The organism is Carnobacterium iners (genome assembly GCF_900177385.1).
Taxonomy (GTDB): Bacteria; Bacillota; Bacilli; order Lactobacillales; family Carnobacteriaceae; genus Carnobacterium_A; species Carnobacterium_A iners.
The window spans coordinates 1,370,513-1,387,136 of the sequence record NZ_FXBJ01000002.1 but is presented as its reverse complement, the minus strand read 5'-3'; the positions used below and the strand labels follow the sequence as shown (position 1 = coordinate 1,387,136).

At 35.5% G+C, this 16,624-nt stretch carries 16 protein-coding genes; 4 read left to right on the top strand and 12 right to left on the bottom strand.

All coding sequences use genetic code 11. The annotated features are described in order from the left end of the window. Nucleotides 1-17 precede the first annotated feature (17 nt). Genes gcvPB through B9Y54_RS12940 form a run of 7 tightly spaced genes read right to left on the bottom strand, consistent with a single transcriptional unit; the run spans nucleotide 18 to nucleotide 5,614 of the window. Entirely contained in the window at nucleotides 18-1,490 is a 1,473-nt protein-coding gene (gene gcvPB, locus B9Y54_RS06765; protein WP_085559560.1) for an aminomethyl-transferring glycine dehydrogenase subunit GcvPB, read from the bottom strand. After that, nucleotides 1,487-2,836: an aminomethyl-transferring glycine dehydrogenase subunit GcvPA gene (gcvPA, locus tag B9Y54_RS06760; RefSeq protein ID WP_085559559.1), complete on the bottom strand. Its 1,350-nt coding sequence runs from the start codon at nucleotides 2,834-2,836 to the stop codon at nucleotides 1,487-1,489. Before gcvPA ends, gcvPB begins: the two co-directional genes overlap by 4 nt. 2 nt (nucleotides 2,837-2,838) lie before the next feature. Next, nucleotides 2,839-3,258: a glycine cleavage system protein GcvH gene (gene gcvH / locus B9Y54_RS06755; protein WP_085559558.1), complete on the bottom strand. Its 420-nt coding sequence runs from the start codon at nucleotides 3,256-3,258 to the stop codon at nucleotides 2,839-2,841. Nucleotides 3,259-3,292: 34 nt separating this feature from the next. Next, complete coding sequence (gcvT, locus tag B9Y54_RS06750) at nucleotides 3,293-4,411, bottom strand: glycine cleavage system aminomethyltransferase GcvT (RefSeq protein WP_085559557.1); 1,119 nt, start codon at nucleotides 4,409-4,411, stop codon at nucleotides 3,293-3,295. 44 nt (nucleotides 4,412-4,455) lie between these two features. Further along, the gene (locus B9Y54_RS06745) at nucleotides 4,456-4,656 is read right to left on the bottom strand and encodes a hypothetical protein (RefSeq protein ID WP_085559556.1); all 201 of its coding nucleotides are present in this window, start codon (nucleotides 4,654-4,656) and stop codon (nucleotides 4,456-4,458) included. 44 nt (nucleotides 4,657-4,700) lie between these two features. Then, a complete protein-coding gene (locus B9Y54_RS12780; protein ID WP_338064581.1) occupies nucleotides 4,701-5,399 on the bottom strand; it encodes a DMT family transporter in 699 nt (232 codons plus the stop codon). Between the two features lie 38 nt (nucleotides 5,400-5,437). After that, entirely contained in the window at nucleotides 5,438-5,614 is a 177-nt protein-coding gene (locus B9Y54_RS12940) for an EamA family transporter (protein WP_085559554.1), read from the bottom strand. Nucleotides 5,615-5,809: 195 nt separating this feature from the next. Here B9Y54_RS12940 and B9Y54_RS06730 point away from each other — a divergent pair, with 195 nt between their 5' ends. The 4 genes from B9Y54_RS06730 to B9Y54_RS06720 all read left to right on the top strand — a co-directional run bounded on the left by B9Y54_RS06730 (nucleotide 5,810) and on the right by B9Y54_RS06720 (nucleotide 10,080). Further along, nucleotides 5,810-6,916, top strand: coding sequence for an IS4 family transposase (locus tag B9Y54_RS06730; RefSeq protein ID WP_085559553.1), 1,107 nt, complete (start codon nucleotides 5,810-5,812; stop codon nucleotides 6,914-6,916). A gap of 286 nt (nucleotides 6,917-7,202) precedes the next feature. Then, nucleotides 7,203-7,373: a hypothetical protein gene (locus B9Y54_RS12515; protein WP_200805362.1), complete on the top strand. Its 171-nt coding sequence runs from the start codon at nucleotides 7,203-7,205 to the stop codon at nucleotides 7,371-7,373. Nucleotides 7,374-7,630: 257 nt separating this feature from the next. Beyond that, complete coding sequence (locus B9Y54_RS06725; RefSeq protein ID WP_085559552.1) at nucleotides 7,631-9,040, top strand: ISLre2 family transposase; 1,410 nt, start codon at nucleotides 7,631-7,633, stop codon at nucleotides 9,038-9,040. A gap of 233 nt (nucleotides 9,041-9,273) precedes the next feature. Next, nucleotides 9,274-10,080 (top strand): MurR/RpiR family transcriptional regulator, encoded by an 807-nt coding sequence (locus tag B9Y54_RS06720; protein ID WP_085559551.1) that lies wholly within the window; start codon nucleotides 9,274-9,276, stop codon nucleotides 10,078-10,080. A 49-nt stretch (nucleotides 10,081-10,129) separates the two neighbouring features. On the opposite strand, the gene B9Y54_RS06715 is transcribed toward B9Y54_RS06720, so the two are convergent. The 5 genes from B9Y54_RS06715 to trhA all read right to left on the bottom strand — a co-directional run bounded on the left by B9Y54_RS06715 (nucleotide 10,130) and on the right by trhA (nucleotide 16,487). Further along, nucleotides 10,130-11,575: a TrkH family potassium uptake protein gene (locus B9Y54_RS06715; RefSeq protein WP_085559550.1), complete on the bottom strand. Its 1,446-nt coding sequence runs from the start codon at nucleotides 11,573-11,575 to the stop codon at nucleotides 10,130-10,132. Next, nucleotides 11,568-12,944 carry a Trk system potassium transporter TrkA gene (gene trkA, locus B9Y54_RS06710; RefSeq protein ID WP_085559549.1) on the bottom strand — a complete coding sequence of 459 codons (1,377 nt, stop codon included), beginning with the start codon at nucleotides 12,942-12,944 and terminating at the stop codon, nucleotides 11,568-11,570. The genes B9Y54_RS06715 and trkA overlap by 8 nt, the downstream gene beginning before the upstream one ends. 413 nt (nucleotides 12,945-13,357) lie before the next feature. Continuing rightward, nucleotides 13,358-14,047: an N-acetylmannosamine-6-phosphate 2-epimerase gene (locus tag B9Y54_RS06705; protein ID WP_420836108.1), complete on the bottom strand. Its 690-nt coding sequence runs from the start codon at nucleotides 14,045-14,047 to the stop codon at nucleotides 13,358-13,360. Between the two features lies 1 nt (nucleotide 14,048). Next, complete coding sequence (locus B9Y54_RS06700; protein WP_085559548.1) at nucleotides 14,049-15,587, bottom strand: PTS transporter subunit EIIC; 1,539 nt, start codon at nucleotides 15,585-15,587, stop codon at nucleotides 14,049-14,051. 252 nt (nucleotides 15,588-15,839) lie between these two features. Beyond that, complete coding sequence (gene trhA / locus B9Y54_RS06695) at nucleotides 15,840-16,487, bottom strand: PAQR family membrane homeostasis protein TrhA (protein WP_085559547.1); 648 nt, start codon at nucleotides 16,485-16,487, stop codon at nucleotides 15,840-15,842. Nucleotides 16,488-16,624 lie beyond the last annotated feature (137 nt).

Here is a 16,624-nt window from a genome sequence, read left to right as displayed (position 1 = left end):
TATTTCGATTAGTTACCTTACTCTTTATCCTTACTTTTATCGTAACGGACCCTTAATTTTCTAGCCGCTCTCACTTCATCCATTCGCCTAACGGAAGTTGTATGCGGAGCTTCTAAAACAATCGTTGGTGTTTCCTCAACTTCTTTTGCAATAGCAATGAGTGTTTTTGCAAAAGCATCTAATGTTTCTTTTGTTTCTGTCTCTGTTGGCTCAATCATCATCGCTTCTTCAACAATTAGTGGGAAATAGACAGTTGGTGCATAATAACCAAAGTCCAGTAGTCTTTTAGCAATGTCCATTGTTTTGACACCTAATTTTTTCTGTTTTAAGCCCGACAAAACAAATTCATGCTTGCAAAACTGAGGATGCGATACAATGTAGTAAGGTGCTAGTAATTTACGCAAATAATTCGCATGCAATACTGCGCTTTCAGAGACTTGTTTTAAGCCATCTGCTCCCATCGTTCGAATATACGTATAAGCTCTAACGTTGACACCAAAGTTTCCAAAGTAACCTTTAACACGTCCCAATGAAAGAGGATAGCTTGAATTTAATACATATTCATCGTCTTGTTTTTCAACACGTGGAACCGGTAGGTAAGGTGCTAGAAAGCCTTTAACCCCAACAGGTCCTGATCCCGGTCCTCCTCCACCATGAGGGGTACTAAACGTTTTGTGTAAGTTAAGGTGCACGATATCAAAACCCATCGCAGCAGGAGTCGTTTTACCTAATATCGCATTTAAATTTGCCCCATCATAATATACTAAGCCACCAATTCCGTGGATCAGCTTCGCTATCTCTTCAATATCTTTTTCAAATAAGCCAAGCGTGTTAGGATTCGTCAGCATTAAACCAGCAATATCGGTTCCTAGTTGATTTTTTAATGCTGCTAAATCAACTGTCCCGGAAGCATTAGAGGGAATCTCAACTACGTCAAAACCCGCAATAAATGCGCTAGATGGATTTGTTCCATGCGCTGAATCAGGAACAAGGATTTTGGTCCGTTTCTTGTCTTCGCCATTTTGTTTATGAAATAATTTCATGATCATAAGACCAGTCCATTCCCCTTGCGCACCGGCAGCGGGTTGCAAGGAAATAGCCGCCATTCCTGTGATTACCTTTAAATCTTCTTGCAATTCATACATTAATTCGAGTGCACCTTGAACCGTTTGCGTTGGTTGAAAAGGATGGATATTAGCAAAACCAGATAAGCGGGCTACGTCTTCATTGATTTTAGGATTGTATTTCATTGTACATGAGCCCAATGGGTAAAAGCCATTGTCGACTCCAAAGTTCATATTAGATAGAGCGGTGTAGTGACGCATTAATTGTGGTTCTGAAACTTCAGGCAATTCAGCAGGAGTTTTACGAATCAAATGCTCAGGGAATTTTTTTGACAACTTAACTGCAGGCACATCACTTTCTGGAAGACTAGCTGCTATCCTACCTGGGCGGCTGATTTCAAAAATTAATTCATTGTTATTGGTCATTTTATCATCCCTTCCAACACAGCAATGAATGCATCTATCTCTTCTTTTGTCCGTTGTTCTGTTACCGCAACTAACATATGATTTTTAAGACCATATTCTTTTTCTATATTATATCCACCAATCATTTTTTGATTCATTAGCGCTTTATTTGTTTGTTGAATTGAAAAAGGAAGTTCAACAACAAATTCATTGAAAAAAGGAGCTTGGTTGTTAACAGAAAATCCTTTTTCATTTAATATATTAGCCATATAATCAGCTTTTTCAATATTTAACTGAGCCATCCGACGTAATCCCTCTTTACCCAAGGCAGACATAAAGACTGCTGAAGCTAATGCAATTAATGCTTGGTTAGAACTCATATTTGATGTGGCTTTTTCACGTTTGATGTGTTGTTCGCGTGTTTGTAACGTTAATACAAAGCCGCGTTTCCCCTCTTTATCTAAAGATTGGCCAACAATCCGACCCGGTAATTTTCGGATATCTTTTTTCTTAACAGCAAAATAGCCACAGTGCGGACCACCATATGACATCGATAAGCCCAATGGTTGAGTATCGCCTACAACAATATCCGCTCCTAAGTTTCCAGGTGCTTCTAGTAAAGCTAGTGCTAAAGGATTTGCTACAACAATAAGCAGTGCATGATTCGATTCGGCGATTGCTTTTATTTCTGTCAAATCCTCTATTGAACCAAAAAAATTAGGGTGCTGGATGATAACAGCGGCTGTTTCTTGATCGATGAGGTTTTTCAATTCTATTAAGTCTGTGGTATCTCCTTTTAATTTCGCTTCTGCTACTTGATAATTAAATCCAGTTGAAACCGTTTTTAATACTTCGCGTCCTTGGGGGTGTACACCTTTTGAAACAATGACTTTATTTCTTTTCGTACTTCGAACAGCAAGTGTGGCCGCTTCTCCCATCGCTGTAAAGCCATCATAAAGCGAAGAATTAGCTGCATCCATTCCTGTCAGTTCACAAATCATCGTTTGAAACTCGAATAGTGCTTGCAACTCTCCTTGACTCGCTTCTGCTTGATAAGGGGTATAAGCCGTATAAAATTCTGAACGAGAAAGAACATGATCCACCGTACTTGGAATGTAATGATCATAGGTCCCCGCTCCTAAGAAAAACACATAATCTTTGCTGTCTTTGTTTTTATTTGCCATCCTTCGTATTTTTTTCTCTAAGGCAAATTCATGCAAAGCAGCTGGGATAGCTAGTGGTTCTTTCAACTGAAGCTTATCTGGAATATCAGTAAATAATTCAGATAGCGAAGAAACTTCTAGAGTTGCTAGCATCTCTTCACGATCTTTTGCTGTATCTGGAAGATATCTGAAATGATTTCCCACTTTTATTCCTCCTCGCTATCTTCTTCTTCATCTTCTAATTTTTCAACTAGCTGCATGTATTCTTCTTGTGTCAATAAGTCTGCCAGTTCACTTGGATCACTTAATTGAACTTCTGTCATCCATCCTTCATTTAACGGGCCTTCGTTAACCAGTTCAGGGGCGTCTTCTAATTCCTCATTAACTGAAAGGATTTTCCCAGAAATGGGTGCAAAAATAACGGATGCTGACTTCGTTGACTCAACTGTGCCTATTTCATCTCCTGGACTAACATGACTTAATATTTCCGGAAGTTCGACGTAGACAACATCGCCCAATTCTTTTGCAGCGTAGTCTGTTATTCCTATTCGAACTTTCTCATCTCCTATTGGCATAACCCATTCATGCTCTTCTGTATAATACCGTTCCATTTTTTTTTCATTCATCTAAAACGTTCCCTATCCACTTCATTTATTTTCTTTATTTTATTTCTCTTTTATAAAAAGGGGTTTCCACTAAAATAGCTTCAATTAGCTTTGTGCGAATCTCTACCTGAAGCCGTGAGCCTCGTTCACTATTCTCTATATTTATAAATGCTAATCCAATACTTTTATTTAACGTCGGTGATTTTGTACCCGAAGTGACTATGCCAATTTCTTTTCCCCTATCATCGTATATTTTACAACCCGCACGTGCAATTCCCTTACCAAGTAATTCAAAGCCTCTTATTTTTTGTTGCATGCCTACTTTGCGTTGTTGTTTAAGAACTTTTTTCCCAACAAAATTAGTTGGTTTAGTCGTTTTCACTACAAAGCCAATACCCGCTTGAAGTTGACTACTGTCCGCTGTCAACTCATGACCATAAAGTGAGTAAGCTGATTCAAGTCGAAGCGTATCTCTAGAGCCTAAGCCGCAAGGTTTTAGACCCATTTCTTTTCCAGCTTCGAGCAATGCTTCCCATAATTGCGCTGCTTTATCCGCAGCAAGGTAAAGTTCGAATCCGTCTTCTCCCGTATAACCGGTTCTTGAAACCATGATATCGTCAATTCCAGCTATTGAAAGCTGTTGTTTAAAATGAAACGATTGGATTACACTTAGGTCATCTTTTGTTAACTTTTGTAAGATTCTTTCTGCAAGAGGTCCTTGTATTGCCAATAACCCTATCAAATCCGACGTATCTGTTAACGTAACCTTCTTTATTATTTTTTCCTTCATCCAATGGTAATCTTTTTGGATGTTGCCAGCATTAACGGTTACCAAGTAACTATTTTCCGCTAATTTAGAAAGAATAAGATCATCGACTGTGCCACCATCTGGATAACACATCGCATGATATTGTGATTCTCCCACGACTATTTTTGATACGTCATTTGTTAAAAGCGCGTTAAGATACGTTTTTGCATCTTCTCCTTCAACTAAAAATTCTCCCATGTGGGAGACATCAAATAAGCCAGCTTCATTCCTTACGGCTTTATGCTCCTCAATGATACCCGTAAACTGAATAGGCATTGCCCATCCGCCAAAATCCACCAATTTAATCTTATTTTTTTGATAATAATTAAAAAGAGGGGTTTGTTTCAAGTTGTTTTTCAAGGTCATTTCGTTCCTCCTCTTAAGGTTACTGTTTTTTATTCTCCCTTTATTTAATCCTTTAGCGGAGCAAATGGACTAGTGGTACTTTCAGATGACGAAGAAACCGATTCTTCAAGAGAAGATACTGGTGTTTCATCTATTTCTGGTGCTTCTTTAGCCGTTAGCAAATAAATGCCATAGGCTATCACGGTTACACCAACTACACTAGAAAGCACACGTGTGGCTTTACCTACATCTTTCATATCCACCATTTAATCACTCCTTTTCATTAGTGTACTCTTTTTCTTCATTTCTATCATCCATTTGTCATTTCCTTTTCTATCTTTTCACTTATGGCTTGCTGCTTTCTTTTAAAGAAGATTTTTTTTAAGTTAATTTCAGATACCAATACACCCACCAAAATTAGTGCTGCTCCAATTCCCATTTGTGTTGTTATAACTTCTTGCAAAAGGATAATCGAAAACAACATTCCCCATAGTGACTCCATTGACAAGATGACAGCTGTTTCGGTATCTGTAGTAAATCGTTGGGCTGCCGTTTGAAGCATAAAACCAAACATCGTAGAAAAAAAGCCTAAATATACCACTGAAAGAGTCCCTGTTAAGGTGAATTCTGGCAGTTGGTCTCCTCTCAAGAGCATAGTGCCTACGCCGCAAATTGCTGCCACTCCCATTTGAACAATTACAATAGAAAAAATATTTTCTGTTCGTACAAAACGACTAGTTAAAATAATTTGAAATGAAAAAAAGACCGCTCCAATCAATGTTAAAAAATCTCCCAGGTTAAATCCGCTAAATCCTTCTAAAGAAAGCAACCCGATTCCTATAACCGATAATAATGCACCTAAATAAGCTCTTAATGCAATGTTATTTTTATATAGAATTAGTCCAATAAAAGGAACTAAAACTACATTGACAGCTGTTAAAAAAGCATTTTTAGAAGGTGTTGTGTAACTCAATCCTACTGTTTGAAATAAAAATGCTAAGTATAGAATTATTCCTAGAATACTTCCTCTTGTTAAGGCTTTTTTTGTTATATTTTTATTTTATTTGAAAATAGTATTAGGATAACTACGAAGGCTATTGAAAAGCGTCCTGCTATCAATTGATAAGGATTTAAAACACCCAAAGCTAAATCGCTGACAACATATCCTGTTCCCCATATAACCGTAACGAGTAAAAGTCCCAATCGTCCAAAATTTTGTCTCATCTTCCCACTCCTTTACTTGAAACCCAAGCCTTAGTTTAACATGGCGTGAGGAAGAAAACTTATTATCTTTTATCACTAGTGTTGCATGAAACATTATGTGTTTCACAAATTTGTTTATATTATTCCAATATGCAAAAAAGTCCTTTATACTGAACTCAGATGACTCATCCAAGACCAATAAAAAGGACCTAACACATGGATAAGTATAAAACAAATTCTGCTTTTAATAAATGGTTTTCTTCCATTAAGCTAAATCTTTTACCAAGCCCTATTCAAAAAAAGATTGTTGACTTTGATAAATACCATAAGAAACTTAGTTTCTTCCAAGCTCTTCAACTTTTTCTTCATGGAATCAATGACGAAAAAGAAAGTCTTAGAGAGATGGATGCGGCTTTTGTTTCGAAAGAACTTCAAAAAGAAATGGGTATGACTAGTATCAGTTATTCTCAGCTCTCTAGAACTCTCTCAAAAATAGATTCAGAGATTCTTTTAGCCATTTTTAGTCAGCTGGTTAGTCAGGCTAAAAATAAAAGGCCCGTAACGAAACGAAATAGTCTCTACCTAATTGATTCTTCGACGTTTTCACTTAACCAAAACCTTTATCAATGGGCTGATTTTCGTAAAACAACATCAGGAGTTAAGCTTCACTTAAAACTCTGCTTTATGGATAATGAACATCTTTACCCAGATGAATTTACACTGACTAACGCCGTCGAGCACGATACAAATCAGTTAGAAGTATTGGTTAATCAACCTGAAGCGACTTATGTGTTTGATCGCGGTTACCTTGATTTTGAACGATTAGATACGATGCACTCGCAGGGCTACTTCTTTGTGACAAGAATCAAAAAGAATACAAAAGTTCATGTTTTAGAACCATTAGTAGCTTCCAAGAGTGAGTCCGTTATCAGCGACCAAATGGTCGCATTAGGTGCTCAGAACCATCTAACGTCCAGATTTCGTTTAGTAACCGTTCAAGATAAAAAGGGGAAAACTCTCCAGTTTATTACCAATCGTTTTGACTGCTCCTCTACTGACATTGCAGAAATGTACAAAGCACGTTGGCAAATAGAGCTGTTCTTCAAGCATATTAAACAACATATGACGATTAAAAAGTTTTTTTCGAGAAGTGAAAAAGGGGTTGTCAATCAGCTGATTTTAGCCATGATTGCCAGTTTATTAACCTATTTGATTAAGTTAAAAACAAAAAGTAAACAGTCTGTTTTCCAAATCAAACGATTTTTTCGTTACCTGTTATTTCAACCGGCAGAAGAATGGTTTAATCTTTTGATACCGACTTAGATCCTTAAAGAAAGGGTGTCCGTTGGTAATGGAATCAGTTGAATAAGCAAAATTTTCTGGAAATAGTCATCTTTTGCGTAAGCACTCCCTTTTTTTGCCTTTTTTCAGAAAAACAAGAAATGAGGTCAAATTAAGCTATGTTTATGCAACACTAGTGATCTTTTATAAATAAATAATAAACTTAGTCACCTAATAAAAAAACAGTAGTTATATTCATATCGTTATTAACTATCTTTTTTTATTGGTATACTATTTTTAGTCATACATTATTTACGGAGGTGCTCTTGTGTTTAATATTTTTGGTAAAATCATGCTTACTGTTGGATTAATTCTTGTTGTTTTTGGTTATTTTGGTCCTGTTAAATCAGGCGATCCTATTATCGGTTCTATTTTTATTTTAGTCGGTTTAGCTATTTTAGCGTTAGCTTTTGTTATTGGAAAAGATAGTCGTCGCTAGACAGAGAAACAAAAATGACTCATTTAACTCAGACAAAAAAACAGAGGAATCTTTTCTCTGTTTTTTTATATACGTGGTATAGCCTAACCTGCCCTCCTTATAACTTAAATTCAATCTAGGTAAGAATTATTTTCTCCTTTTGTACGTGTAAAATAGTTCTCGAGAGGATATTATCTTTTTACTAGCAAAAATAAAGAAGGCGTTCTATCATAAATGTATGCTTACGCGGCAAATACATAAATGGAAGAGGCCTTCTTATGGATAACATTATATCAAAATTATACGAAATAATAAAGGAATCAAGCGATTTAATTGCTACAGAAGAATCTATTCAGCTTTATATGTATGAAGTATTTACGGAATTATTAGGAGATATATTTATACACGTAAACCAAACGATTAAGGAACAAAAGCAACAAGAAGGATGGAAAGTAAAGCGAGAAGATTGGAAAACAGTCCAATTTATTTTTGGGCCTGTCCGTTACCGTCGTACTTTAATGGCAGATCAAGAGAATCAAAATCATTATCCATTAGATGAGTGGTTGGGGATTAGAAAATACCAACGTCATAGTCCACTCGTAGAAGTCAAAGTAGCAGAGTTAGCCAGTAAGTGTACCTATCGGGACACCGCTGAAACACTGAAAGAATGGACAGCAGTAGCGATGAGCCATCAAACAGTAGGCAGCCTCCTTAAACGAGTGGGAGAAGCACAAGCGCGTGAAGACGAAGAAATGGTGATTGAGCTAGAAGAGTCAGCAGCGTTACCAGAAGGAAAAAAAGTCGATTATTTCTATGCCGAAGCAGATGGTGTATTTGTCCGTGGGACAACAAAGAAAAAAAGTTTAGAGGTTCATCATGCACTTGTTTATGAAGGCTGGCAGAAAAATGGAAAGAGAGTCTCCTTGAAGGAGCCTAAAGCCATTATGACGACTAAAAAGACGGCTGGTTTTTGGGCAGAAGTACAAGCTTTTACAGCGACTCATTACGCGTTAAAACACGCTCAAATCATTACCAATAGCGATGGTGGACCAGGCTATACCGCAGATAAATTCCAAGAAACTTTTTCGCAGTCGAATTATCCCGTGTTGAATCAATTAGACGCTTATCACATCTTTCAAGGCCTGAACCGTGCTTTTGGTGTACAAAGTAATCTCTTTAAACAGAACATTCATCAAGCGCTTAAAAAACATGATTTAGAGGCCCTAACGATCTGGTTGGACACTTATGAAAGTACCTTAGAAGAAACACAAGCAGTAGAAAAACTGACTAGTTTTCGAACTTATCTTTTAAGAAATTGGGATCGGATTTTTGATTGGCGAGAAAAAGTAGAACAAGTACCGAAGGATGCCAGAGGTTTAGGCGCAATGGAATCGAATCAACGCCATATTTCTTATCGGATGAAAAAACGTGGAATGCATTGGAGCGAAGTCGGTTGTGAAGCCATGGTGAAAGTGAAACAAGGGATCTTAAATCAAACGTTACGTAAAGCATATCTTCACCAGCAAACTAGAAGTACAAGACAACAACGTAAGGTGAAACAAACCGTTCGTGTATCGTCTTTAATGCATCAAAAGACGCGTCAGTCAGTTGGGGCAAAGAAAGGAACGATTCCGTTGTATGCCCCTCATTCTTCAGCAATGGGGCAGTTAATTAAAAGTTTTCGATAATTCCTGTCTGTTTGGGGAAGGGTCCATTTTTTTGGAACGTTCTCCAAACAGATGGGCCAGCAAACGGCAAAGCCGTGCGGTAGCAGATAGGTGTACAAAAGTAGAACGCCAAACTAGCCTAGTAATAGGACGACCGAGAAAAACTTGACACAAACTCTCCTTTTAACCTCTTTGTGTAATGTATCATAAAATGGTATTCTAAAAGAAAATGAAACTATAGGTAGGTCTATAATATGATAACTAACTTAAACCTTTCGAATCGTATTTCACAAAATTTTACCTTTTTAACAAAAAAAGACAAACACATTGCAACCTATATTTTAGAAAATCAAAAAGATGCTGATTCATGGAATATTAAAGATTTAGCGCATCTAACAAACACATCTAATGCTACTATCACACGTTTTTGCCATAAATTGAATTACCATAGTTTTTCAGAATTTAAGACTCTTATTAGTCAAGAATTACATCAAACTCCAGAACCTGCTCAGCTAACAGAAAAAATAACGGATTATTACAACCAGTTGATTTATTCTTCTTCACAATTAATCAATCCTTTACAAATTGCTGAGTTAATACAAGCTATTCAAAAAGCTTCCAAAATAGTCGTTTTTGGTTTAGGCAGTTCGGGTCTAAGCGCCATGGAATTAGGCAACCGTCTTACAAGAATGGGATTGGTTATTGATGCTGTCAAAGATCCGCATATGATGATTATGAGCGCGACATTATTAAATGAAGGTGATTTATTAATTGCTATCTCAAACTCTGGTGAGACAGATGCCATTGTTCAGGCTTGCGAGACTGCAAAAAAAGAAAATGCAACAATTTTTGCTATCACAAATCGGAATCACACTAGCTTAACTGAGATTGCAACCGCTGTTTTATTCGCTTCAGACAATAGAACGATTGTAGATGAGCGCTTTATCAATAGTCAACTACCTATTTACTTTATTTTAGATATGTTGTGCTATGTTTTACTTGAAAATGAATCCTACTTGGCCAACCGTAAAAAGACTTTACTTGCTTTAGAACTTCACTAAATAAAAAGAGAGTTAGACAAATTGTCTAGCTCTCTTTTTATTTAATGGTTTACCTTCTCCACGTTCTACTAGAAAAAAGAATAATAATTGGGAATATTTCCAGTCTGCCAGCAATCATAACGAAAGACAATAAAATTTTTGACCAATCAGATAGTCCTGAATAGCCTCCCATTGGCCCGACTACACCTAAACCAGGGCCAATGTTGTTAAATGTTGCTACAATTGAACTAAATGCAGATTCAAAGTCGTTAAAATCTAACGAGATAATTAAAACTAAAGCTATAAAAATGACAATATAAACCAATAAGTAATTTACTACACTTCGAAGAGCATCTTGTTCAATAGTCTTTTTTTCATATTTGATGACTACGATACGATTTGGTTGGCTCATTCTTTTAAACTCAGCACTGGCCGATTTTATTAGTAATGCTATTCTTGAAATTTTCAAACCTCCAGCTGTAGATCCCGCCATACCACCAAAAAACATCAACGACAATAAAATCATCCTTGAAAAAAGTGGCCATTCTCCAAAGTTGACGGTCGAAAAACCTGTTGTCGTAATAATCGAAGATACTGAAAAGAAGACATCTCTTACCATAATACCAATTGATTCATACGTAGTATAAATATTTAAACAAATGAAAAGAATGGCAGACCCAATGATAGCAAAATACCAACGTAATTCTTCACTGCTAAACGCTTCTTTTATACGCCCAATTAAAATAAAATAATACAAATTGAAGTTAATTCCGAATAAAATCATACCAACACTTAAAACAACATCGATATAGGTGCTATCATAGGCTAGTATACTACCATTTCGAACTCCGAAACCACCAGTACCCGCTGTCCCGAAGGCATGCAACAACGCGTCAAAAAAACTCATCCCTCCGAAAAGCAATAAAACAACCATCACTGCAGCCATTGAAAGATAAATCATATATAAAATTCTAGCCGAAGCAGATAACTTTGCTACAACCTTACCGAAGACTGGACCAGGTACTTCTGCTTTCATGATATGGACGGATTCTGATCCCGTTTGTGGCATAACAGCTAGCGCAAAGACCAATACCCCCATACCTCCAACTAAATGTGTAAAGCTTCGCCAAAATAACATAGAATGGGCTAATGCTTCAACATCGGTTAAGATACTTGAACCTGTTGTTGTAAACCCACTACTTGTCTCAAAAAAAGCATCGACAAAAGAAGGAATATCGCCACTTATAACAAAAGGCAAAGAACCAAAAAACGATAGGATGATCCATGATAGTGAAACAATAATAAATCCTTCTTTAGCATACATCTGACGCTTATCAACTTCACCTCTACACAATAAATAGCTAATCAGTACTAAAACGGCCATAACAATTAGAAAACTAAATTGATACACTCTATCTTCTTTATAAATGAAGCTAACAATCAGAGGAGCAATCATTAAAACTGCTTCGATTCTTAAAATTCTTCCAATTATAAATTTCACAACTGACTTATTCATTTTTTTTGACCTTATTTGGCTCTCTTATATCATCAATATCATTAAAGTAGCTGTTTGAGCTTACGACAACAACATAATCTTTTGGTTTAATAACGTCTTTTCCATCAGGGAAAATAACTTTCTTTTTTCTAATGATATAAGCAATTAAGAGGTTATTTTTAGTATTTAACTGACTTAATGGGATATTGATAATTTTACTGCTTTCTTTAACTTTAAACTGAAGGACTTCTACTTGATCATACGCTAGACGATATAAAGCCTCAACATCTGAACCTTCAGACTCTTCTAGTGAGCGGACAAAACGGATGATTGAATTAGCAATAATTTGTTTTGGTGTAATTACCGATTGCAAGCCAACACTGCCAAGTATTTTCATTAGCGAAATGCGGTTAATTTTTGTAATGATTTTTTTCACATCTTTTTTTGCAGCATACATCGAGTTGATAACATTTTCTTCGTCTACGCCTGTTAAACTAATAACAGCATCGTACATTTCCATGCGCTCTTCATCTAATAACGTTTGGTCTGTTCCATCTCCATTAATAACAACTACCTCTGGAAAATGACTACTTAATTCAATAGCTTTTTCCTCATTGTGCTCAATAACTTTGATGTTTAGTTTCAGTGGAGCTAATAGAGATAGTAGATAATAAGTAATTCTTCCTCCACCGATTATCATCACGGATCTGATTTTTTCTTTATAAGAACCTGCTGCTTTATAAAATTTATTTAATTGTTTTTGACCACCGGTCACATAAATACGGTCTCCTTTTTGTAAAATACTCTCACCAAAAGGAATAAAGGCTTCTTCACCTCTAAGAACAATCATAACCATAATATCTTTATGCTGGTTTTTGAATTCCACTAAATTAATATTAGCTAATTTACTTTTTTCATTGATTTCTAATTCCACCATATTTACTCGTCCATAAACAAATGATTCTACGCTCAATGCCGAAGGAAATTTGATTAAGTTAGCCATATGTTTAGCAGCTTCTAGTTCAGGATTAATCAGCATAGTGATGCCTAAGCTTTCGCGAACAAAATCTATATGAGATGAATATTCTCTATTCCTTGCTCTTAAAATAGTGTTTTTAGCGCCTAATTTCTTTGCTATAATAGAAGCAATCATGTTGATTTCATCCATTTCGGTTACTGCAATAAATACATCACATTCAGGGACATTCGCCTCTATTTGAACATCATAGTTTGCACCATTGCCAACAATTCCAATGATTTCAGTTTTATTAACTATTCTTTCTAAAATCCTACTATTTTTCTCAATCAGAATGACGTCGTTTCCTTCTGTAGAGAGTGCGACACAAAGAAATTCGCCAACTTTCCCTCCACCTACAATAACAATTTTCATCGTGTGTTATACCCTCCAAGTTGTTTTATATTTTCTTACTTATTTTTATCTTAATTCTTATTGTTTAGTCAGCGCACTCTATTTTCTAATCGCATTTTCTTTAAAGAGCATTCAAGCGTTATCGTATCATTCTATAGCTAAACATTCTAGTCTTAAAGTCAATAAATTGTAAACTAAATTTTACCACAAAAAAGACTGTTTTAGAAAGTTTCTTTTAGTTGCTTTCATTTTAAATTAATCATAAAATAGAAAGCTTTTTTTCTACCTTTCGACTACTCTATTTATTTGTGAGAAGTATCTGATTTTCATTTTAATAAATGCTATTCTTTCTTTACAGCCAAAAGGAAAAGTCTTTTAAACTGATTAACAAAAAAGGCAAAAACAGATTATAAACTCCTGTTTTTGTCTTTTTATTAATTAGTTATCTTATCGATAAATGCCTTTGTGATTAATTGAGGTCTTGTAATTGCACTACCAACGACCATTGAGTAAACGCCTAATTCTTGACAACGTTTGGCTTTTTCAGGCGTATCTACATGTCCTTCGGCAATAACGGGAATCGTCACTGTCTTCAAAATCACTTTTAATCTTGCAAAATCATCATCTGCGATGTTGTGTCCTTCAGACTCTTTTGTGTACCCCATTAAGGTTGTTGACACACAATCAAATCCTAATCTTTCTGCTTCTACTGCTTCTTTCAATGTTGAAATATCCGCCATTAATAATATGTGTGGATAAGTTGAACGGATGGTTTGGACGAAATCAGCTAATTTCTCACCATGATGACGTTTGCGACACGTTGCATCTAATGCAATCATTTCACAATTTGATTCTGCTAGCTCATGAATTTCTTTCATCGTAGCTGTAATATAAATATCTGAATCTTCGTAATCACGTTTTACAATACCCACTACTGGCAGAGTTATATTTTTCTTGATTTCAATAATATCTTCTTTTGAGTTCGCTCTAATTCCACTGGCTCCACCTTCTTCTACCGCTACAGCCATCCGTCCCATAATATACGAACTGTGTAATGGCTCATCTTCTAAAGCTTGACAAGATACAATCAATTTTGATTTTACTTTCCCTAACATATTCACCATGCTACTCATCTCCTAAAATTTCTGTTACTTCATTTTTAATGACCGTAACTTGGGGGCCGCAAATAATTTGTATCCCATTTCCTCTGATTAAAACACCTTTACTGCCTGTCTCTTTTAGCGCTTCTTTGTTTACTTTTTTGCCATCTTTTACCGTTATGCGTAGTCGTGTTGCACAATTGTCTACGTTCACGATATTTTCTTCTCCACCTAATGCATGGATAATATTTAGTGCGCGACCTTCATAATTTTCCTTATTCTCTGCTACTTCTAATTCATCTGTACGTCCTGGTGTTTTAAAGTTAAATTTTAAGATAAGAAATTTAAATACGAAGTAATATAGGAAGAACCAGAAAATTCCAATTAAAATAACTGTAATCCAGTTTGTTTTAGCATTCCCTTGTAAGACTCCAAAAAGGATAAAGTCTATAAATCCACCTGAAAAGGTTTGACCAATAGTAATTTCAAAGATATGCGCTAGCATGAAGGCTAGTCCATCAAAAAATGCATGAACAACGTATAATGCTGGTGCAATAAATAGGAATGAAAATTCTAGTGGCTCAGTAATTCCCGTTAAGAAAGAAGTTAAAGCAGCTGATAACATTAGTCCGCCGACTACTTTTTTATTTTCAGGTTTAGCTGTTTGGTAAATAGCGAATGCAGCACCTACTAAACCAAACATCATCGTGATAAAGCGACCAGACATAAAGCGTGATGTTCCTTCAAAGAATTGAGTCGTTGCGGGATCTGCTAACTGTGCAAAGAAAATATTTTGCGTTCCTTGAACTAAGTTGCCTCCAACTTCTAACGTTCCACCCAATGCTGTTTGCCAGAATGGTAAATAGAAAATATGATGTAATCCAAAAGGTCCTAATAAACGTAAAATAAAACCGTAGAAAAATGTTCCAATGTACCCTGTTGCATTAACGATATCTCCAATACTGAAGATAACGTTTTGGAAAAGAGGCCAAACAAAGTACATAATGCTTCCTAAAATAATTGCACCGAATGATGTGATAATTGGTACAAAACGTGATCCACCAAAGAAACCAAGGTATTGAGGCAATTCAATTTTATAAAAACGATTGTGCAAATATGAAGCCATTATTCCAACTAAAATACCACCAAAAACTCCTGATTCTAGCGTTTGAATACCCAATGTAACTCCTTGTCCTACAGCAGCTAAATTTTCTGTTACTAAGCTACCATTCAGACCTAAAATAGCATTTGTCGTTGCGTGCATCACTAAAAAACCAATTAAAGCAGCTAAAGCGGCAGTTCCTTTGTCGTAACGTGCCAATCCGATAGCTACACCAACCGCGAATATAACGGATAAGTTAGCAAAAACGATACTACCTGCACTACTCATGATTGTAAATAGTGCTTGCAACCAACTAACATCTAATACCGGATAAGCAAGAACGGTATTAGGATTTGATAACGCTCCTCCAATACCAAGCAATAAACCTGCTGCTGGGAGAATTGCAATCGGTAACATAAAAGATTTCCCAAATTGTTGTGCTTTCTCAAAAAAAGTTTTCATTTATTCTACTCCTTTATAGTCTGTATTTATTTTCTATCGCTTATTCTACTTCATGTAAATATTTTCGTCAATATTTTTATAAAGAAAATATTTTCTTTAAGATTTATTTTATAATTTTAACTATTAAAATTATAAATTCTATCGTAAATTCTATTCTACTTTTTTAGAATATTATTTATTAATAAAAAAAGTTTGTTCCATTTATTTCGTAGTTAACCGAAATAAATGGAACAAACTTTAAAAAAAAGAGTACTAAGCGTAAATTAAAATACTAAAATAAACAAACGCCGTTCCTGTCATAACAAATAGATGCCATAAAACATGCATATACTTCACTGAACGCATACTATAAAAGGCTGCTCCAATTGTGAATGCTAAACCGCCTGCCAATAACAGCCCAAAACCATTCATTCCAAGCCCGGTATAAAGCTCTTTGATTGCAACTATGCACAACCAGCCCATACCGATATACAATAAGGTTGAGACATTTTTAAAACTTTCTATCCAGATACTTTTATAGATAACACCTAAGAGAGCGATAGTCCAAACAACATAAAATAAAGCCCAGCCCTTTACTCCACCAATCGTTATAAGACATAACGGTGTATAACTTCCTGCAATGAGAATATAGATACTGCTATGATCAAAAATTTTAAATACTTTTCTGGCTTTTGTAAAAATTAAACTATGATAAAGTGTTGAACTCAAATAGAGTAAAATTAAAGATGAACCAAATATACAATAAGAGACCAATTCAAGAGTAGAGCCTGACTTAATTCCTTTTAAAATTAAAATAATGAGTCCGGCAATGCTTAAACCAACTCCTATACCATGAGTTACTGCATTTAATACTTCATTTGTAATTAAGTACTTTTTAGAGAAATTCGGGATTTTTTTCATGTTTATCCTCCACCTTTTCAAATTTAAACTGATTATCTTTACTCACTCTATCATAGATTACAAAACCATTCAACATAGTTTTAATAACTATGTCTTTTAGATTTAACATTATCTCTAAATATATAAAATGATTATTG